This window comes from Pseudarthrobacter sp. L19 (genome assembly GCF_050859435.1).
In the GTDB taxonomy this organism is placed as follows: Bacteria; Actinomycetota; Actinomycetes; order Actinomycetales; family Micrococcaceae; genus Arthrobacter.
The window spans coordinates 726,517-744,659 of the sequence record NZ_CP193935.1 but is presented as its reverse complement, the minus strand read 5'-3'; the positions used below and the strand labels follow the sequence as shown (position 1 = coordinate 744,659).

At 68.2% G+C, this 18,143-nt stretch carries 16 protein-coding genes, 1 tRNA gene and 2 pseudogenes; 11 read left to right on the top strand and 8 right to left on the bottom strand.

Features of this window, described 5'->3' with window-relative positions:
• Positions 1-185: 185 nt before the first annotated feature.
• The 5 genes and pseudogenes from ACRQ5B_RS03350 to tmk all read right to left on the bottom strand — a co-directional run bounded on the left by ACRQ5B_RS03350 (position 186) and on the right by tmk (position 5,828).
• Positions 186-1,100: an Ltp family lipoprotein gene (locus ACRQ5B_RS03350; protein ID WP_412884898.1), complete on the bottom strand. Its 915-nt coding sequence runs from the start codon at positions 1,098-1,100 to the stop codon at positions 186-188.
• A 1,088-nt stretch (positions 1,101-2,188) separates the two neighbouring features.
• Positions 2,189-2,261 (bottom strand) — tRNA-Thr (locus tag ACRQ5B_RS03345).
• A gap of 113 nt (positions 2,262-2,374) precedes the next feature.
• Entirely contained in the window at positions 2,375-3,958 is a 1,584-nt protein-coding gene (locus ACRQ5B_RS03340; protein ID WP_432396929.1) for an alpha/beta hydrolase, read from the bottom strand.
• Between the two features lie 51 nt (positions 3,959-4,009).
• Positions 4,010-5,151 (bottom strand): annotated as a pseudogene (locus tag ACRQ5B_RS03335) (DNA polymerase III subunit delta').
• Positions 5,148-5,828: a dTMP kinase gene (gene tmk, locus ACRQ5B_RS03330; RefSeq protein WP_432396926.1), complete on the bottom strand. Its 681-nt coding sequence runs from the start codon at positions 5,826-5,828 to the stop codon at positions 5,148-5,150. Before tmk ends, ACRQ5B_RS03335 begins: the two are co-directional and overlap by 4 nt.
• An 87-nt stretch (positions 5,829-5,915) precedes the next feature.
• Between tmk and ACRQ5B_RS03325 the strand changes: the two genes are divergently transcribed.
• The gene (locus ACRQ5B_RS03325; protein WP_432396924.1) at positions 5,916-7,100 is read left to right on the top strand and encodes a trans-sulfuration enzyme family protein; all 1,185 of its coding nucleotides are present in this window, start codon (positions 5,916-5,918) and stop codon (positions 7,098-7,100) included.
• A gap of 9 nt (positions 7,101-7,109) precedes the next feature.
• Positions 7,110-7,463 (top strand): DUF2516 family protein, encoded by a 354-nt coding sequence (locus ACRQ5B_RS03320; protein ID WP_290256501.1) that lies wholly within the window; start codon positions 7,110-7,112, stop codon positions 7,461-7,463.
• Here the strand turns inward: ACRQ5B_RS03320 and ACRQ5B_RS03315 are convergent.
• The gene (locus ACRQ5B_RS03315) at positions 7,448-8,326 is read right to left on the bottom strand and encodes a class I SAM-dependent methyltransferase (RefSeq protein WP_432396921.1); all 879 of its coding nucleotides are present in this window, start codon (positions 8,324-8,326) and stop codon (positions 7,448-7,450) included. The two genes, ACRQ5B_RS03320 and ACRQ5B_RS03315, sit on opposite strands and share 16 nt — an antisense overlap.
• A gap of 136 nt (positions 8,327-8,462) precedes the next feature.
• Between ACRQ5B_RS03315 and ACRQ5B_RS03310 the strand changes: the two genes are divergently transcribed.
• On the top strand, positions 8,463-9,209 hold the full coding sequence (locus ACRQ5B_RS03310; protein ID WP_432396918.1) for a phosphoglyceromutase: 747 nt from the start codon (positions 8,463-8,465) through the stop codon (positions 9,207-9,209).
• Between the two features lie 113 nt (positions 9,210-9,322).
• Here the strand turns inward: ACRQ5B_RS03310 and phoU are convergent, their stop codons facing one another.
• Positions 9,323-9,985 carry a phosphate signaling complex protein PhoU gene (phoU, locus tag ACRQ5B_RS03305; protein ID WP_412882155.1) on the bottom strand — a complete coding sequence of 221 codons (663 nt, stop codon included), beginning with the start codon at positions 9,983-9,985 and terminating at the stop codon, positions 9,323-9,325.
• Between the two features lie 206 nt (positions 9,986-10,191).
• Between phoU and ACRQ5B_RS03300 the strand changes: the two genes are divergently transcribed.
• Both ACRQ5B_RS03300 and ACRQ5B_RS03295 read left to right on the top strand, forming a co-directional pair.
• Complete coding sequence (locus ACRQ5B_RS03300) at positions 10,192-11,406, top strand: sensor histidine kinase (protein ID WP_432398684.1); 1,215 nt, start codon at positions 10,192-10,194, stop codon at positions 11,404-11,406.
• Positions 11,403-12,082: pseudogene (locus ACRQ5B_RS03295) on the top strand (response regulator). Before ACRQ5B_RS03300 ends, ACRQ5B_RS03295 begins: the two are co-directional and overlap by 4 nt.
• A 107-nt stretch (positions 12,083-12,189) precedes the next feature.
• On the opposite strand, the gene ACRQ5B_RS03290 reads toward ACRQ5B_RS03295, so the two are convergent.
• Positions 12,190-12,765: a hypothetical protein gene (locus ACRQ5B_RS03290; protein WP_412883216.1), complete on the bottom strand. Its 576-nt coding sequence runs from the start codon at positions 12,763-12,765 to the stop codon at positions 12,190-12,192.
• Positions 12,766-13,103: 338 nt separating this feature from the next.
• Here ACRQ5B_RS03290 and ACRQ5B_RS03285 point away from each other — a divergent pair, with 338 nt between their 5' ends.
• The 6 genes from ACRQ5B_RS03285 to rlmB all read left to right on the top strand — a co-directional run bounded on the left by ACRQ5B_RS03285 (position 13,104) and on the right by rlmB (position 18,067).
• Positions 13,104-13,586, top strand: a complete 483-nt coding sequence (locus ACRQ5B_RS03285) for a CarD family transcriptional regulator (RefSeq protein ID WP_432396915.1) — start codon at positions 13,104-13,106, stop codon at positions 13,584-13,586.
• A gap of 157 nt (positions 13,587-13,743) precedes the next feature.
• Positions 13,744-14,544, top strand: coding sequence for a 2-C-methyl-D-erythritol 4-phosphate cytidylyltransferase (gene ispD, locus ACRQ5B_RS03280; RefSeq protein ID WP_432396912.1), 801 nt, complete (start codon positions 13,744-13,746; stop codon positions 14,542-14,544).
• A gap of 2 nt (positions 14,545-14,546) precedes the next feature.
• A complete protein-coding gene (gene ispF, locus ACRQ5B_RS03275; protein ID WP_432396909.1) occupies positions 14,547-15,074 on the top strand; it encodes a 2-C-methyl-D-erythritol 2,4-cyclodiphosphate synthase in 528 nt (175 codons plus the stop codon).
• Positions 15,075-15,115: 41 nt separating this feature from the next.
• A complete protein-coding gene (locus ACRQ5B_RS03270; protein WP_432396906.1) occupies positions 15,116-15,472 on the top strand; it encodes a hypothetical protein in 357 nt (118 codons plus the stop codon).
• A 42-nt stretch (positions 15,473-15,514) separates the two neighbouring features.
• Positions 15,515-16,969, top strand: coding sequence for a cysteine--tRNA ligase (gene cysS / locus ACRQ5B_RS03265; protein ID WP_432396904.1), 1,455 nt, complete (start codon positions 15,515-15,517; stop codon positions 16,967-16,969).
• Between the two features lie 111 nt (positions 16,970-17,080).
• The gene (rlmB, locus tag ACRQ5B_RS03260) at positions 17,081-18,067 is read left to right on the top strand and encodes a 23S rRNA (guanosine(2251)-2'-O)-methyltransferase RlmB (protein WP_432396902.1); all 987 of its coding nucleotides are present in this window, start codon (positions 17,081-17,083) and stop codon (positions 18,065-18,067) included.
• The last annotated feature ends 76 nt before the right edge of the window (positions 18,068-18,143 follow it).

Here is an 18,143-nt window from a genome sequence, read left to right as displayed (position 1 = left end):
AAGCCTTCACCGTGCATCTCGGTGATCTCTTGGGCACCTGGGCCATGTGGCGGGCGGGGTGGAAGTTGGGCCGGAGTTTCACCAGATTGTCAGTGTGCCCTGCACTCATCGACGACCCTCCTGGGGGCCGCCAATGTGGCGGCCCGGCAGGAAGCAGCGGCGCTGCTGGCAGAGGTGTCCGCCCCTTAGAGGCCTGTCGTGCTGACGCCGTACTCGGCCTGCTCCGGGGTGAAGCCCTCAAAGATCAGCTGGTCGAGAAGGCTTGCCCGAGAGAACGATGTGTAGGCCAGGTAGCTCTTGGCAGATTTGGCCGCTTGTTCGTTCCAGTCGACTTTCACGCGGTCCACAGCCCAGGTCGAATCAGCGACGGAATACTTTTCAAAGACGAGCTGGTCAATCAGGCTCTTGCGGGAGAACGCCGTGTAGTCGAGGTAGTCCGCTGCTGCACGCAGGGCGTTCTGCTGGCTGAGGGTGCCGAGCTTAGCTGCAGCTTCAGCGTCGGCCTTGGCCTTCGCGGCAGCGGCATCAGCGTCAGCCTTCGCTTTGGCATCCGCATCGGCTTTCTCCTTTGCGGCGGCCGCGTCGGCGTCAGCCTTTGCTTTCGCATCAGCGTCGGCCTTGGCCTTCGCAGCCGCGGCATCAGCGTCAGCTTTTGCTTTGGCGTCAGCATCTGCTTTCGCCTTGGCAGCTGCTGCGTCAGCGTCGGCCTTCGCCTTGGCAACTGCCGGGTCCTCCGTCTTGGTCTCCACCGGGGCCGGGGCGGCTGCAGCCGCCACAGAGTTTTTCGCCGTGGCGGACGTCGTACCGGATCCGGCGCGGGCTGCAGAGTTGCCGATCAGGCTGAGCAGGATGACGCAGACGGTGATGATCAGCGCGAGCCTCTTGTGCCGGCCGTAACCTTCCAGCGGAAGCCCCTGCTTGTCCCGCGTCCTGTTGGTGAGTAGCAGGATGAGGTCGACGAGGGCCCAGATGCCAAGGCCGCCAAGGGTGACGAGCTTGAGGATGCCTGTTCCGACCTTGCCGAGGTAGAAGCGGTCGACACCAAGAACGCCCAGGAGGAGCGAGAGCAGCCATGTCGTCAGGAACGATTTCTGGCTCATTTGCGGCGGCCCGTATGAGTTCGCGGGCGGGTAGGGTGCGAGATACGGGGGCTGGCTCATAGGAGACCTTTCAGGAGACCCTTGGCCGGCGTGCTATGCGAACCGTGCAGGGTTAGTGCGGAGTTGGGCGCGCATGGACGTAGCGTCACGTGCAGTGCCGTCCGCAGTGGCGGCAGAGCGCCCCAGCCTACAGTCACAAGCATTTTGCTTCCCCCAGTAGCGTCGCGGGCGCAGGTGCCCGCAAAGCGGACAATACACTGAATCGACAAAATGGGAAGACCTAGTTCCTCAATTGGACTTTCGTCAACGGGGCCAACCCCCGAATGAATCGTAGCGCCGCGGCCTGGGGAGCTGGCGCCGGCTGGCCGCACACATCACCCCCCCAAAATTTTGCTCCGGATCTGCTCGCCCGCGCCTTGCTATCGTCGGCGGCAAAGCCCGCATGACTCCTTTGTTCAGCGACACCTTTGAGCCCCTGCTGGGGCCAATGGGCGTCTGAATCTGGCTGGAACCCTTCAGTGGCGGCGCCAGTGCGGCCTGCACCCCCGCACGCCAACTGGCCCCAGCCCGGCTAAGGCGACTACCCGTCTTTGGCTGGATTGAGGCCGGACCACGTCTCACACAGCGCCGGGAGGGGCGGTAGGTGAGCGTTCCTACCTCCGCGGTTTCGCCCGTGTCATCGGGCAGCTCCGCTGCAGAGGCCCACCCGCCGTCGGCGGAGAACTAACCCGTGGGGCATCGAATTAATGGACGCCATCGGGGCTATGGCCAGGGCAATGCCGGAGCTTGCGAATCAACCTAGGACGAGCTTCCCGTGATTCGGTGGTCGCGGCCATAAGCCGCTTTAGAAGGGCCGGATCGGGCGCACAGTGGGCCCAATCACGCTCGGACGCACAGTGGACTCAATCACGAAGGTTCATTACCGCGCTCTTGGGGTCCTGGGGCCCACGCATTGGGTGGGGTGTGGCGCATGGAGGACCTGAGAATTACAACGAGCGCGCCAGGCAAAAAGGGCCATAAGAGGCCCCCGGGCCGACCACCACAAAAGAAAAACCCCGCTCATTCCTAGGAATGGCGGGGTTCTTCAGAGCTTCCTATCAGAATCGAACTGATGACCTTTTCATTACGAGTGAAACGCTCTACCGACTGAGCTAAGGAAGCACCGCGTGAGCCTCCGGCGGACCGGGCGGATCATGCAAGAGTCAACTGTAATGGAGGGTCCGCGCCCGGGTCAAAATGACCGGAACGGGCGCGGACACGGCCCCGGAACGGCCCTAGCAGACGGTGTTGTCCGCCGGGGTTTTGCCGTCCACGAGGTACCCGTCCACGGCGTTGCCGATGCAGCTGTTGGACCGGCCGTAGGCGGTGTGGCCCTCACCCTTCCAGGTCAGCAGCGAGGCCTTGCCCAGCTGCTTCCGCAACGAACCGGCCCACTCCACCGGCGTCGCCGGGTCCCCGGTGGTGCCGATGACCACGATGTCCGTGGAGCCCTTGTACTGCACCGGCGCGGGGGTGCGCTGGCTCTTGTACGGCCAATCCTTGCAGCTGGTGGCGCCGTATGCGAAGTAGTAGCCCAGGGTGGGGGAGAGCTGGCGGAGGCGCTGGTCCTCGGCCCGCATCTCGGCGGTGTCCGCGTCCATCGGGTAGTCCAGGCAGTTGACGGCGGTGAAGGCAAACGTGGAGTTCGCCGAGTAGGTCCCGTTCGGTTCCCGGTCCGCGCCGAAGTCGGAGAGCCGCAGCATGGGGGAGACATCGCCCTTCTTGGCACTGTCCAGGGCCTGGGTCAGCAGGGGCCAGTTGTCGTCGTTGTAGAACGGCAGGATGAAGCCGCTGACGAACATCGAGGCGTTGACCACCCGGCCGTCCTTGGCGGTCTTCGGACTGGCCTCAACGGACGCGATGATGTCCTGGATCTCCCGGATGGCGTCGTCCGCGCTGCCGCTGAAGGGGCAGCCGCTGTTCTGCAGGCAGTGCGTGACGTACGCGCGGATCGCCTTCTCGAACGCCTTCGCCTGGCCTGCGGTCAGCTCCTCGTAGTTCAGCGACGGGTCGAGCGCCCCGTCCAGCACCATGCGGCCCACGTTTTCCGGGAACAGGGAGGCGTAGGTGGAGCCCAGGAACGTTCCGTAGGAGTAGCCCAGGTAGTTCAGCTTTGCGTCGTTGAGCACCCCGCGCAGCACGTCCATGTCCTTGGCGGCGCTGACGGTGTCCACGTGGCCCAGGATCGGGCCGGTCTTCTCCGCGCATTTGGCGGCGATCGCCTTGTTGTCCGCGAGGGCGTCGGCCAGGCCGGCGTCGGTGTCCATCTTGTAGACCTTGGCGCGGTTCGCGTCCCGCTCCTGGTCGGTGAGGCAGGTGACGGGCGCGGAACGCTTGACTCCGCGCGGGTCGAAGCCGATGACGTCGTAGTTCGCCCGGACCTTGTCGGAGATGTTTGTGGCGCCGGCGTCGCGCACGAAGTCGACGCCGGACCCGCCGGGGCCGCCCGGGTTGACCAGGAGGCTGCCCTTCTTGTTCCCGCCCTTGGCCGCCAGCTTCAGGATGGCGAGGTCGATGCTGCCGCCGTCGGGCTTGCTGTAGTCCACCGGGACCTTGACCTTGGCGCACTGGAAGTCACCCTCGCAGCGGGACCAGGTCAGCTGCTGGGTGTAGAAGCTGCGCAGTTCCGCCGGAGCCGCGGCCGCGATCGACGGATCGGCGGATCCGGGGGCCGCGGAGGACTGGTTGTTGCCCGACCCGAACAGCGTGCAGGACGAGAGCACCAGGGCCAGCACCAGGCCTAGTGCCAGGGCGCCGGCCGAGCGCAGGCCGTACCACGGGGGTCGGCTGCCGGCGGGCCGGGATGGTGCTGACGTCATGCGGTTCTCCTCGGGACAGACAACGAAAAAGATCGGGACAGAAGCTGGGGGTTAGATGAGGCTGGCGGCCATGGACTCCACCGCCAGCAGGGGAGCGACGTTGGAGGTGGTGATCCGTTGCCGGGCGGTGTTGATGGCATCCATCCGAGCCAGCGTCACCTCCGGGGTGGAGCGGCCGGCGAATTCCTGGAGCTCGTCGCGGAGTTCGAGGTTGACCAGGTCCACGGCGTTGCCCATCTGGATGATCAGCACGTCGCGGTAGAAGGACAGGAGGTCCGTCAGCGTCCGGTCCAGGGAGTCCGTGATGGAGCGCTTGGCTCGACGCTTCTGGTCATCCTCCAACTGCTTGACCTGGCCGCGCATCGCCGGCGGCAGCGGCCCGCTCTCGGGGGCACCCAGGGTGGCCAGCAGCGCGGTCTTCTCGGCGGCGTCGCGCTCCTCGTTGGAGCTGGTGGCCTCCTCGGTGGCGATCTTCACCAGCTTGTCCGCCATCATGACGGCGGCGGTGACGCCGCGCAGGTGCAGCGGGAACCGCACCGTGTCCAGGCGGCGCTGCCGGGCGTCCGGGTCGCGCGCCAGCCGGCGGGCGATCCCCACGTGGCTTTGTGCGGCGCGGGCGGCGCGTTCGGCGACGTCGGGTGCGATCCCGTCCCGGCTGACCAGGAGAGCGGCGACGTCGGCCGCGGGCGGCAGCCGCAGGGCCACGGGGCGGCAACGCGACCGGATGGTCACCAGCACGTCCGCGGGGAGGGGGCGCAGAGCATCCAGATGGTCCGCGGGGTGGGTTCCTCGATGGCCTTGAGCAGCACGTTGGTGGTCCGCTCGGCCATCCGGTCCGCGTCCTCCACCACGATGATCCGCCACCGCGCCGAGGACGGCCGGTTCCCGGCGGTGGCCACAAGTTCGCGGGCCTCGTCGATGGTGATGGTGACCTTCTCGGTCCGGACGAACGTCACGTCGGAATGCGTTTCGCCGACGATCGTCTGGCAGGCGTGGCAGTGCCCGCAGCCGCGCCGGGTGATGTCGTCCTGGTCGCAGTTCAAGGCGGCCGCGAATGCCTTCGCGGCGTTGGAGCGGCCGGATCCCGGCGGACCGGTGAAGAGCCAGGCGTGGGTCAGGCCGTCACCCTCCGCGGCCTGCCGGAGCTGGTCGACGACGGCGGGCTGGCCCTGCAGGTCATCCCAGACACTCATGCCGAGCTGCCTTGCCGGAGCGACAGCAACGCGTCCACACGGTCCAGGATCTGCGCCGCCAGGTCATCCACCGGCAGGTGCGCGTCCAGGACCAGGTACTGGCCCGGCCGCGCCGCCGCGAGCTCAAGGAAGGCGCCGCGGATCCGGGCGTGGAAGTCGTCCGCCTCGGATTCGAGCCGGTCCTCCGCTGCATCCCCGGCGGTGCGGCGGCGGCGCCCGTCCGCGGGGTCGACGTCGAGCAGAACGGTCAGGTCCGGCCAGAGCCCGGCGGTGGCCCACTCGTTGATCCCGCGCACCCGGTCCGTGCCCAGGTGGCGGCCGGCGCCCTGGTAGGCGACGGAGGAGTCGATGTAACGGTCGGTCAGGACCACGTCGCCGCGTTCCAGGGCCGGCCGCAGGACCTGCTCGGCGTGGGCGGCGCGGGAGGCCGCGAAAATCAGCGCCTCGGTCCGGCCGTCGATCTCGCCGTGACCGTGCTCAAGCACCAGGGAGCGCAGCTTCTCGCCGATCGGGGTACCCCCGGGCTCCCGGGTGCGCAGGACGGTGAGGCCGCGTGACTCCAGCGCCGCGGCCAGCGCTGCCGTCTGCGTGGACTTACCGGCGCCGTCGCCGCCTTCGAAGGCGATCAACAGGCCGGGGAACGGCCCGCGGGCAGGGCCGGGAGTCTGGGAAGTCACTGCTCTAGCGTACCGACAACCACGGACACTCTGCTGGTGCGCCGTAACGCCCAGCGGGTCCCGCGCCGCCCCACGTACCCTGTCAGCATGAGTCTCTCCGAAGATCAGGCCGCCGCGCTGTCCGCCGAAACCGTCGTGGTCGCAGCGGGCCGTCCGCCGCGCGAACGCGACGCCCCGGTCAACCCGCCGCTGGTGCTGTCCTCCACCTACTTCGGCACCGGGCCGCTGGGCCCCGGCGACCGCGGCTACGGCCGGTACTCCAACCCCACCTGGGACCCGTTCGAGGAGGCCCTGGCGCAGCTGGAGGGAGCCTCACTGCCCGGGCTGCTCTACGCCTCCGGGCTCGCGGCCGTCAGCTCGGCGCTGTCCCTGGTCCCGCCGCAGGGCGTGCTGGTGATGCCCTCGCACAGCTACGCCGGATCCCTGGTGATGGCTACCGAACTGGCCGAGGCGGGGGCACTGGAACTGCGGACCGTGGACATCGCGGACACGGACGCAGTCCTGGCCCAGCTAGCGCCCGCGCAGGGCAAGCCGGCCAGTGTCCTTTGGTTGGAGAGCCCCACCAACCCGATGCTCGGCGTCGCGGACATACGCGCCCTAACCGCCGCAGCCCACGACGCCGGGGCCATCGTCATCACGGATAACACCTTCTCCACCCCGCTGGTGCAACAGCCGCTGTCCCTGGGCTCCGACGTCGTGCTGCACTCGGTGACCAAGTACCTCGCCGGGCACTCCGACGTCGTCCTCGGCGCCCTGGTGACCTCGGATGAGGCGCTGCACGCCCGCCTGCTGCACCACCGCACCATCCACGGCGGGATCGCCGGGCCGTTCGAGGCCTGGCTGGCGTTGCGCGGGCTGCGCACCCTGGCGCTGCGGATCGAACGGTCGCAGGCGTCCGCGGCCATCCTCGCGGAGCGTCTGGCCCGTCATCCGCGGGTGGGCAGCATCCGGTACCCGGGCCTTCCCACGGACCCCGGCCATCAGCGGGCCAAGGAGCAGATGACGGGCTTCGGCTCGATCCTCTGCATCGAAATGGCCCCCGCGGGCGGGCTGAGCGGCGCTGAGGCGGCGGACCGGATGATCACCAGCCTGCGGCTCTGGCTGCCCGCCACCTCCCTTGGCGGGGTGGAATCCCTGATCGAACGGCGGCGCCGGCACACCGCCGAGCCGCTCAGCGTGCCGGAGAATCTGGTGCGCCTCAGCGTCGGGATCGAAAATGTCGAGGACCTGTGGGCCGATTTGGAGCAGGCCCTCGCCACGTTGGACGGTTAGGCTGGGGACATGGACGGACGCTTGCTGATTGACTTTGCCGACAGGGGAATCTACTTCCTCCTCGCCCTGGTGGCCCTGGGGCTCGAGGTGTGGGCCTTCTTCGACTGCCTGCGGCACAAGCCCAACGCGTTCGAGGCCATGTCCAAGCGCACCAAGACCTTCTGGCTCGCCCTCACCGGCGGCGCCCTGGCCATCGGCCTGCTGTCCCTGCTGGGCGGCGGCGGTGGCTTCTTCGGCCCGCTGGGTCTGTTCGGCCTGGCGGCCGTCACCGCGGCCTCCGTTTACCTCGCGGACGTCCGGCCTGCCGTCCGCGACGCCGGCCGTGGCGGCAGCCGCAACATGGGCCCTTACGGCCCCTGGTAGCTTCCGCGGCCGCCCTCCGCGGCCGGTAGCCCGTCGGGGGCTACCGCGGCCCAGGCCACGGACAGTTCCCCCAGCCGCCAGCGGGACGGCCCGTCCAGCACGGGCCAGCCTGCCTCCCGCAGCGAAAGGCACGCTGCCATCCAGCGCTGCCGGTGACCGAAGGAAGCCAGCGGCGCAGCCTCCAGCCAGGCCTTGTCCAGCGCCTGCAGGAAGGCATGCACCTTCTCGCCGCGTACGTTGCGGTGAATCAGGGCCTTCGGGAGCCGTTCGGCAATGTCGGAAGGCAGCTCCACGGACCCGAAGCGCAGGGACAATCCCAGGCTGATCGGACCCCCGGCGTCGAGCGCCACCCAGGTGACGTTCCGCCCGATCTCGTCGCACGTGCCGTCGACGAAGAGTCCGTTGGGGGCCAGCCGGTCCTGCACCAACCGCCAGATCGCCGGGACGTCGGCCTCCTCATACTGGCGGAGCACGTTGAAGGCCCGCACCAGCACGGGCCGGCCGGGCACCGGCAGTTCGAAGCCGCCCAATTGGAAGCTCAGCCCTGGCTGTTCCAGCGCCTTTGCCTGGCGGACCCGTTCCGGTTCGATCTCGATGCCCACCACGCGGACATCCGGGCGGACGGCGGAGAGCCGCTGGAAAAGTTCGACGGCGGTGGCGGGGGAAGCGCCATAGCCCAGATCCACCACCAGGGGATCGGCCGCGGTGCGCAGCCGCCACGCCTGCGGCCCGGCCAGCCACCGGTCTACCCGGCGCATCCGATTGGGGTTGGTGGTGCCGCGGGTCACGTTGCCCACCGGCCGCCCTGCGCGTGCTCCACCGCGGGGTCCGGGGGACGTCACCCGCTCAGCCTTCTGCACCACGGCTTAACCCTAGCCGCCAGCCGGTAGGCCGGTCGCAGAAGCCCCTGTGAAGGAGCCAGGGTGCAGTAGCCCCTGTGCGGGAGCCCCGGTGTAACGGACGGCGCCGCCGGCGGGGGCCTCGGCTAGGATGACAACCATGACTTACAAGCTGATCCTGCTGCGCCACGGGCACAGCGAATGGAACGCCAAGAATCTGTTCACCGGATGGGTGGACGTGGACCTGAATGACCAGGGACGTGCCGAGGCGGTGCGCGGCGGCGAGTTGCTCGTGGGGAACAACGTCCTCCCGGACATCCTCTACACCTCGCGCCTGAAGCGGGCCATCAACACCGCCAACCTGGCCCTCGACAAGGCGGACCGCGGCTGGATTGACGTCAAGCGCGACTGGCGCCTTAACGAGCGCCACTACGGTGCGCTGCAGGGCAAGGACAAGGCCCAGACCCTGGCCGAATACGGCGAGGAACAGTTCATGACCTGGCGCCGGTCCTACGACACCCCGCCGCCGCCCCTGGCCGATGACTCCGAGTTCTCCCAGGTGGGCGACCCGCGCTACAAGGACCTCGGCGACGAGATGCCCCGCACCGAATGCCTCAAGGACGTCCTGGTCCGACTCCTGCCGTACTGGGAATCGGACATCAAGGAAGACCTGAAGGCCGGCAAGACCGTGCTGGTCACCGCCCACGGCAACTCCCTGCGCGCCCTGGTCAAGCACCTGGACGGGATCAGCGACGAGGACATCGCCGGCCTGAACATCCCCACCGGCATCCCGCTGGTCTACGACCTGGACGAGAACTTCAAGCCGCTGAACCCGGGCGGAACCTACCTTGACCCGGAGGCCGCTGCCGAGTCCATCAAGGCCGTGGCGAACCAGGGCAAGAAGTAGCCCCGGAAGTTCCCCGGAAACGTCGACGGCGGCCGTCCACCCCCAAGGTGGCCGGCCGCCGTCGTTTGTTCTGAATCGTTTGCGAGGAAGCGCCGCTAGCGGTCCTAGCGCTACTAGCTGTGCTCGATGCTGTTCGGGTGCCAGGCACCGGTGACCAGGTACGTCACCTTCTGCGCCACGGACACGCCGTGGTCTGCGAAGCGCTCGAAGTAGCGGCTGGCCAGGGCCACGTCCACGGTGGTGGCGGCGGACTCGGCCCAGTCGCCGCGGGCGATCGCCTTGAAGACGGACAGGTGGAGGTCGTTGACGGTGGTGTTGGCCTTCAGGATGTCCCGGGCCACCTCCAGGTCGCGGGTCTCCAGCAGGATGGTCAGCTTCTCGGCGATCTCCAGGTCAGCCTTCGCGAACTCCCGGAACGTGTCCTGTAGCGGCGCGGGGATGACGTTGGCCGGGTAGCGGAGCCGGGCCAGTTGGGCGATGTGCCGGGCGAGGTCACCCATGCGCTCCAGCGAGGCGCTCATCCGCAGCGAGCCGACGATCATGCGCAGGTCGCTGGCCACCGGGCCCTGGAGGGCCAGGATGTCGATGGCGCGCTCGTCGAGGCTGTTCTGCAGGAAGTCGATGCGGGCATCGGCGGCAATGACGTCCTCGGCGAGGTCGACGTCGGCACCTTCGAAAGCGGTGGTGGCCTTCTCGAAGGCCTCGCTGACCAGCTTGGAAATCTCTACGAGCTGTTCACCGACCTGGGCGAGCTCTTCCTGAAAAACCTTACGCACGGGGCGTCCTTTCCTCGTCAACGTCGCGGACGGCCGCTGGGCCGGCAACGTCTGGTTTCGCCGTAGCGGCGTTCAACCTGCCACCCTGCCACTCGTCGGTGAACTGTTGCGCCCCACTAGATGAACGTTAGCTGAACCAGCCCCGGAACCGCACACGTTTTCAATTGAGCCGCCCGCGCACCGCATAAGCTGGAGCCGTGGATCCAATGCTCATCGGTGTGATCGCGGGCCTCATCGGCCTGGCGCTCGGCGTCTTCGGCGTGCTCGCGTTCCGCCTCAGCGAACAGCAGCGCCGGATCAGCGACGTCGAAACCGACGAACCCTCCCTGCCCGAGGGCGCCGCCGAGGTCCTGGCCGTCCTGGGCCGGGCGTTCGTGGTGGTGGACGCGATCGACGGCGTCGTCCGGGCCAGTCCCGCCGCCTACGCCTACGGCCTGGTCCGCGGCCACACCGTGGTCCACCAGCAGCTGCTCGAGCTGACCGCCAAGGTCCGGCGCGACGGCGTGATCCTGGAGAAGCAGCTCGAACTGCCCCGCGGCCCGCTCGGCCAGGGAACCCTGATCGTCCAGGTCCGCGCGGCCATGCTCGGTGAGGAATACATCCTGCTCCTGGCCGATGACCGCACCGAAATCACCCGCACCGAGGAGATCCGCAACGACTTCGTCGCCAACGTCTCGCACGAGCTGAAGACCCCGGTCGGGGCGATCTCGCTGCTGGCCGAGGCGCTGGAGGCCTCCCCGGATGACGAGGAAGCGGTCCGCCGCTTCGCCAAGCGGATGCACAAGGAGTCCACCCGGCTCGCCGCCCTGGTTCAGGACATCATCGAACTCTCCCGGCTGCAGGGCGCCAACGTCGCCCAGGCCGCGCACCCGGTGGACATCAACACCGTCGTCGCCGAGGCCGTGGACCGCTCCCAGCTGCCGGCCGAGAGCAAGAACATCGAGATCGTGGTCGGCGGCCGGACCGACGCGATGGTCTACGGCGACCAGGACCTCCTCGTCACCGCCCTGCGCAACCTGATCGACAACGCCATCCGCTACTCGCCGGAGAACACCCGCGTCGGCGTCGGCGTCCGCTCCCGCGACGGCCTGGTGTCCGTCTCCGTGACGGACCAGGGCGAGGGCCTGAGCCCGGAGGACCAGGAGCGCGTCTTCGAGCGCTTCTACCGGGTGGACTCGGCGCGCTCCCGCCACACGGGCGGCACCGGGCTGGGCCTGAGCATCGTCAAGCACGTCATGGCCAACCATGGCGGCGAAGTCACGCTCTGGTCCCAGCCGGGCCAGGGTTCCACCTTCACCCTCCGGCTGCCGGAGATGGAAGGCCAGGACGCCCCCGTCGGCGATCCGCGCCGGGCACCCCACAGCGAACGACCCGAACGACGCGACGCCGCCGGCGTCCATGAACAAGGAGCTAGCGCTTGAGCCGGATTCTTATTGTCGAGGACGAGGAGTCCTTCAGCGACCCGCTGTCCTTCCTCCTGGGGAAGGAAGGATTCGAGGTGGAGGTCGTGGACAACGGCCTCGATGCGATCACCGAATTCGACCGCAACGGCGCCGATCTGGTCCTCCTGGACCTGCAGCTGCCCGGGCAGTCCGGCACGGAGGTCTGCCGGCAGCTGCGGCAGCGTTCCTCGGTCCCGGTCATCATGCTGACCGCCAAGGACGCCGAGATCGACAAGGTGGTGGGCCTGGAACTCGGCGCCGACGACTACGTGACCAAGCCCTACTCCTCCCGCGAGCTCGTCGCCCGCGTCAGGGCCGTGCTGCGCCGGCACGGCGAACCGGAGGAGCTGGTTTCCAGCACCGTTCAGGCGGGCCCGGTCCGGATGGACGTCGAAAGGCACGTCGTCAGCGTCCAGGGCGAGCAGGTCTCCCTGCCGCTGAAGGAGTTCGAACTGCTGGAAATGCTGCTGCGCAACTCCGGCCGCGTCCTGACCCGCGGGCAGCTGATCGACCGGGTCTGGGGGTCTGACTACGTCGGCGACACCAAGACCCTCGACGTGCACGTAAAGCGGCTGCGCAGCAAGATCGAGCCGGACCCTCCGCACCGCGGCACCTGATCACCGTCCGCGGCCTGGGCTACAAGTTCGAGCCCTAAACGAGCCTACTGCGTACAGCCGGCACGGTGCAGATCGGGCCGGCATAACAAGGAGCGGCACCCCGCGAGGGGTGCCGCTCCTTTGTTTTTGTGGTGCCTGGTGCCGGTTAGCGGCTGGCCGTCGGGGACGGCGTCGCGGATTCGGAGGCCGACGACGACGGCGAGGCCGAGCTGGACGCCGAGCTCGAGGAGGTGGCCGTCGGGGTCGGGGTCGGGATGTACTTCTTGTAATCCGTGATCGTGCCGTCCAGCACCGGCATGTTGAACTTGGCCTTCATGTTGGTGGCACTCTCGGAGAGGGTGACCTCCACCAGCGAACCGGGCTTCCCGCCGGTGGTGCTCAGGGTTGCAGAGTCGGTGCTGTCGTTGAGCAGGACGTAGGAGTTCTTCTTGACCGGCACCTGGGTCTGCGAGCCGCTGGCACCGTTGATGGTCAGCGTGACGTCGTTGGACGAGGTGTTGTACACGGCACCGAGCACGCGGCCGGGCTTGTTCTCGCCGTCGGAGACGATCATCATGTTGCGCAGCTGCACCGGGCCGAGGTCCGTGCGGGTTCCGTCGGAGGCGGAGTACTGCACCGAGGTCTGCTGGGGGTTGATGTAGCCGCAACCGGAGACGGACAGCAGGCCAATGCCAAGTGCCGCCGTTGCCATTGCCAGCTTGCCGCGCCGGCCCGGGGTCATCGCAGTGAAACGCACGTCACGCACTCCTTGAGAGTCTTGAAACAGTATTCAGCCATAGCCTATCGGCAACCGGGCCCAAACGAGGATTCCTAAGCCTCCCCGGCGACGCGATACGGGGACCCGCGCGGCGGGCACCGGCCTTCCCGGCGTCGTCGTCGAAGGCCTCCCGTGGCACCTTGGCGCGGCCCGCGCAATGCACTATTATCCGCATCCGTCAAGGGGTTTGAGCCGCCGATTGGGGCCATTTTCCGCGGAATCTCGCGGTTTCTCCGCCGGAACCATGCCAGTCGTATGCCTTAATCGTGATAAACTGGTCTGCGGGAAAGGGGAATGTCCACATGGTTTTTGAGGTCGGCGAGACAGTAGTTTACCCTCACCACGGTGCAGCAAAAATTGAAGAGATCAAGATGCGCACTGTCAAGGGCGAAGAGAGAATGTATCTCAAGCTCAAGGTGGCTCAGGGTGATCTGACCATTGAAGTTCCAGCAGAAAACGTTGACCTTGTTGGGGTCCGGGACGTAGTGGGCAAGGAAGGCCTGGAGCACGTGTTCGACGTGCTTCGTGCCGAGTTCACTGAAGAGCCCACCAACTGGTCGCGTCGTTACAAGGCAAACCTGGAAAAGCTTGCCTCCGGTGACGTGATCAAGGTAGCCGAGGTCGTCCGCGACCTGTGGCGCCGCGACCACGACCGGGGTCTCTCCGCAGGGGAGAAGCGCATGCTGGCCAAGGCCCGCCAGATTCTGATTTCAGAACTGGCTCTGGCTGAGAAGACCGACGAAGAGAAGGCTGCAAGCGTTCTCGACGAGGTCCTGGCTTCCTAACTAAGAATCGAACCCCGGTGGCTTCAAGCCGCCGGGGCTTCTTTTGCCCAAAACCGGCCCAACTGACTGGCAGTAGATGCCGTTATGGGCCCTCAAAACGGCATCAACTGCCAGCTAGTTGGGTCCGGCCCAGGCGCCGGGACGTAGGCTTGAGCGCATGACTACTCCATCGGCCGCCCCCGTCACCGCGGTCATTCTCGTGGCCGCCGGATCCGGCCAGCGGCTGGGTTACGGGATGCCCAAGGCCAAGGTCCCCCTGGGCGGGGACAGCATCCTTATCCACGCCCTCCGCGGGGTCGCCGCCGCCGGGGTCGCCCGGCTGATCTGCGTTGCACTCCCGCCCGGAGACCGGGACCTGGCAGCGCAGTGCGAGGCGTTCGCCGAGGAACTGCGGCACGGTGGCGGGGACGGGGTGGAGACGCCCGAGATCACGGCCGTCGACGGCGGCGCCAGCCGCGCCGATTCGGTGCGGGCCGCCCTGGCCGCTCTGCACCCGGACACCCGGTCCGTCCTGGTGCACGACGCCGCCCGCGCCCTGGCACCGGAGGCCGTCTTCCACCGGGTGGCCGAGGCCCTGGCCGCCGGAGCCCAGGCCGTCATCCCCGTCCTGCCCGTGGTGGACACGGTGAAGACCGTCGCCCGGACCACCGGCCCGGATGCGGACATCGCCCCGGAACTGGTCACCGGCACCGCACCCCGGGAGGCGCTGCGCGCCGTCCAGACCCCGCAGGGCTTCAGCCTGGACACCCTCCGCCGGGCCCACGAATCCGCTGAAGCATTTGACGAAGCCCAGGCGGCCGCCGTCACCGACGACGCCATGCTGGTGGAACTGCTGGGCGTTCCCGTCCACGCGGTCCGCGGCGCCAGCCAGTCGCTGAAGATCACCACACCGCTGGACCTGATCCTGGCCGAGGGCCTGCTTGAGGGTCCCCTCGGCGCCCGCTGGGTGGAAGGCTGACCATGGAACCGAAGCAACGCCCCCTGCTGCCGCGCACCGGCATCGGCATCGACGTCCACGCCTACGCCCCGGACGAGGCACCCCAGCCGCTCTGGCTCGGCGGCCTCCACTGGGAGGGTGAGCGCGGGCTGGCCGGCCACTCCGACGGCGACCCGGTGGCCCACGCCGCGGCCGACGCCCTGTTCTCCGCCTGCGGCATCGGCGACCTCGGCACCCACTTCGGCACGGACCGGCCCGAATACGCCGGAGCCTCCGGCGTCACCCTGCTGACCGAGGCGGCCCGGATCGTCCGCGCCGCCGGCTGGGAGATCGGCAACATCGCCGTACAGTTCGTCGCCAACCGGCCCAAGTTCGGCCCCCGCCGGGAGGAGTCCCAGCGGGTGCTCAGCGAGGCGGCCGGAGCCCCTGTCAGCGTCACCGCCACCACCAGCGACGGGCTCGGTTTCACCGGCCGCGGCGAGGGCATCGCGGCCACCGCCACCGCCCTTGTCTACCCGGCCGACTCCGCCGGAGGCGCTGATCTGGCCTAGAGCTTAACGGACAACCCCGCCCGGAACGTCAGGAGTTTCCCGTGAAAAAGCTAGCCCCCGCCGTCGTCCTCGCCACAGGACTGCTGCTGGCCGGGTGCGCCGGGTCCACCCCGCCTGCCGCCAGTCCCACGCCGTCGCGCATGAGCGTGGATGAGAGCTGCAAGTTCCTGAACACCGACACCTTCGTACCCACGGGCAGCGACAAGGACAAGGCCGGGCAGATCAGTAAGCACTACCAGGAGGTCGCGGACAAGGTGGCCCCCGAGGTGGCCGACCCCATCCAGAAAATGGCCGACGTGATGAAGCAGGTCGCGGGCAGCTCCACCGGAGTCCAGACCACGGACCAGCTCAACCAGCTGCGCCAAAACATGGACCAGATCGGCCAGCACTGCAAGTAACGGACCGGCCGGCGGCAACCCCGCATCGGCTAGTCTGGACCGGTGACCCTGCGCTTCTATGACACTGCATCCGCCGAAGTCCGCGACTTCGTCCCCCTTGTTCCGGGGAAGGTAAGTCTCTACTACTGCGGCGCCACGGTACAGGGCATGCCGCACGTCGGTCACATCCGCTCCGCGATCGCCTTCGACCAGCTCACCCGCTGGCTGCAGTACCGCGGCTTCAGGGTCACCACGGTCCGCAACGTCACGGACATTGACGACAAGATCCTGGCCAAGTCCGCCGAGTCGTTCGCGCCCGGCATCGACGAGGGCGACGGCACCGTCCGCGAAGAGGAATGGTGGGCGCTGGCCTACCGCTACGAGCAGGAATTCCGTAAGGCCTACGACACCCTGGGCGTCTCCAGGCCCACCTACGAGCCCCGTGCCACGGGCCACATCCCCGAGATGCACGCCCTGATTCAGCTGCTGATCGACCGCGGCCACGCCTACCCGGCGCTCGATGACTCCGGCGACGTCTACTTCGACGTCCGCTCTTGGTCCGCCTACGGATCCCTGACCCGGCAGAAGATCGATGACATGCAGGGCGCCCCCGACGCCGACCCGCGCGGGAAAAAGGACCCCCGGGACTTCGCGCTCTGGAAGGGCCACAAGGACGGCGAGCCGACGACGGCGAGCTGGGCCTCCCCGTGGGGCGCCGGCCGCCCGGGCTGGCACCTCGAGTGCTCCGCGATGGTCACCAAGTACCTCGGCACCGAGTTCGACATCCACGGCGGCGGCCTGGACCTGCGATTCCCGCACCACGAGAACGAGATGGCCCAGTCCCAGGCGGCCGGGCACGGCTTCGCGAACTTCTGGATGCACAACGGCATGGTCACCTACGCCGGCGAGAAGATGTCCAAGTCCATCGGCAACACCATCAGCCCGGCCGAGATGCTCGAACTCGCCCCGCCGCGGGTGGTCCGCTACTACCTCGGCCAGGCCCAGTACCGCTCCGTGCTGGACTACCAGCCCACCTCGCTGCAGGAAGCCGCCGCCGCCGTCGAACGCATCGACGGGTTCATCAGCCGTGCCGTCCGGGCCCTGTCCGACGGCGGGAACTACAGCTTCTCAACCTGCGGCGCCGTTCCAGAGGGTTTCGAACGCGCCATGGACGATGACCTCAACGTTCCGCAGGCCCTCGCCGTTCTGCACGAGACCGTCCGGGCCGGCAACACCGCCCTGACCGACGGCCGGACCGAAGACGCCCGCCAGGCCCTGCACCAGGTTCACGACATGCTGCGGGTCCTCGGCCTGAACGACACCGCTGCCCCCGCCGTGGACGGCCAGGCCACCACCGCGCTCGGCGTGCTGGTGGAGGCGCAGCTGGCAGCCCGGGCGCAGGCGCGGGCGGCCAAGGACTGGCCCGCCTCCGATGCCATCCGGGACACCCTGGCCGCGGCCGGCGTCGTCGTCGAGGACGGCGCGGACGGCGCCAGCTGGAGCCTCAAGCGCGGCTGAGCCCTGGCGGCCGGGCGGGCCGCCGCACCCACGCGGTCGAGGATTTAACCCGAGTCAGTAGACTGGAGTCCAGACTTATCAACGATTCGCGTACTTCAAAGGGTGAAACTCATGGCCAATAACGGTCGCCGCTCGGTCAAACAGAAGAAGGGTCCCACCGTCGGGACCGGCGGCCATGGCCGTAAGGCCCTCGAAGGCAAGGGCCCCACTCCCAAGGCGGAGGACCGGGTCTACCACAAGGCCCACAAGAACAAGCAGCTCGCGGAACGCTCCGCCGCCAAGCGCGGCACCGGAGCCCGCAGCGCCGGCGCCCGTTCCGGCCCCAAGGGCCGCGCCACCGAGGAAGTCGTCACCGGCCGCAACTCCGTGGTCGAGGCGCTCCGCGCCGGCATCCCCGCCAAGGCCCTGCACGTGGCCATTCGCATCGAGATGGATGACCGGGTCAAGGAATCCCTGAAGATCGCGGCCGAGCGCGGCATTCCGCTGCTGGAAACCGGCAAGCCCGAGCTGGACCGGATGACCGACGACGCCATCCACCAGGGCCTGGTCTTGCAGATCCCGGCGTACGAGTACCAGGACGCTTACGAGCTGGCCGAGGCAACCGTCGAGGCGTGGAAGGTGGGCCACATTGCCAATGCCCCGCTCTTCGTCGCCCTCGACGGCATCACCGACCCCCGCAACCTCGGTGCGATCATCCGTTCCGTCTCCGCGTTCAGCGGCCACGGCGTGATCGTTCCCGAGCGCCGGTCCGTCGGCGTGACCGCCTCGGCCTGGAAGACCAGCGCCGGCGCAGCGGTCCGCGTCCCGGTGGCCCGCGCCGCGAACCTCAACAGCACGCTGAAGGCGTTCAAGAACATGGGCATCTTCGTCCTCGGCCTGGACGGCGACGGCGACGTCTCGCTGCCGGACCTGGCGCTGGCGAAGGAACCGGTCTGCATCGTGGTCGGCTCCGAAGGCAAGGGCCTGAGCCGCCTGGTCCGTGAGAACTGCGACCAGATCGTCTCGATCCCGATCGACTCCGCCATGGAATCGCTCAACGCCTCGATGGCCGTGGGCATCTCGCTCTACGAGATCTCCCGCCAGCGCGCCGCCAAGTAAATCGCATCCCGGACGCTCCCTCACCTCAGGTGAGGGAGCGTTGTGGTTTAAGGCGCCGGATGTGAGGGAGCGTCGG

Excerpts from the sequence above, each read along its gene's own strand:
- ACRQ5B_RS03350 (WP_412884898.1), bottom strand. The coding sequence starts at position 1,100 with ATGAGCCAGAAATCGTTCCTGACGACATGGCTGCTCTCGCTCCTCCTG.
- ACRQ5B_RS03340 (WP_432396929.1), bottom strand. The coding sequence starts at position 3,958 with ATGACGTCAGCACCATCCCGGCCCGCCGGCAGCCGACCCCCGTGGTAC.
- ACRQ5B_RS03325 (WP_432396924.1), top strand. The coding sequence starts at position 5,916 with ATGAGTCTCTCCGAAGATCAGGCCGCCGCGCTGTCCGCCGAAACCGTC.
- ACRQ5B_RS03320 (WP_290256501.1), top strand. The coding sequence starts at position 7,110 with ATGGACGGACGCTTGCTGATTGACTTTGCCGACAGGGGAATCTACTTC.
- ACRQ5B_RS03310 (WP_432396918.1), top strand. The coding sequence starts at position 8,463 with ATGACTTACAAGCTGATCCTGCTGCGCCACGGGCACAGCGAATGGAAC.
- ACRQ5B_RS03300 (WP_432398684.1), top strand. The coding sequence starts at position 10,192 with ATGCTCATCGGTGTGATCGCGGGCCTCATCGGCCTGGCGCTCGGCGTC.
- ACRQ5B_RS03290 (WP_412883216.1), bottom strand. The coding sequence starts at position 12,765 with ATGACCCCGGGCCGGCGCGGCAAGCTGGCAATGGCAACGGCGGCACTT.
- ACRQ5B_RS03285 (WP_432396915.1), top strand. The coding sequence starts at position 13,104 with ATGGTTTTTGAGGTCGGCGAGACAGTAGTTTACCCTCACCACGGTGCA.
- ispD (WP_432396912.1), top strand. The coding sequence starts at position 13,744 with ATGACTACTCCATCGGCCGCCCCCGTCACCGCGGTCATTCTCGTGGCC.
- ispF (WP_432396909.1), top strand. The coding sequence starts at position 14,547 with ATGGAACCGAAGCAACGCCCCCTGCTGCCGCGCACCGGCATCGGCATC.
- rlmB (WP_432396902.1), top strand. The coding sequence starts at position 17,081 with ATGGCCAATAACGGTCGCCGCTCGGTCAAACAGAAGAAGGGTCCCACC.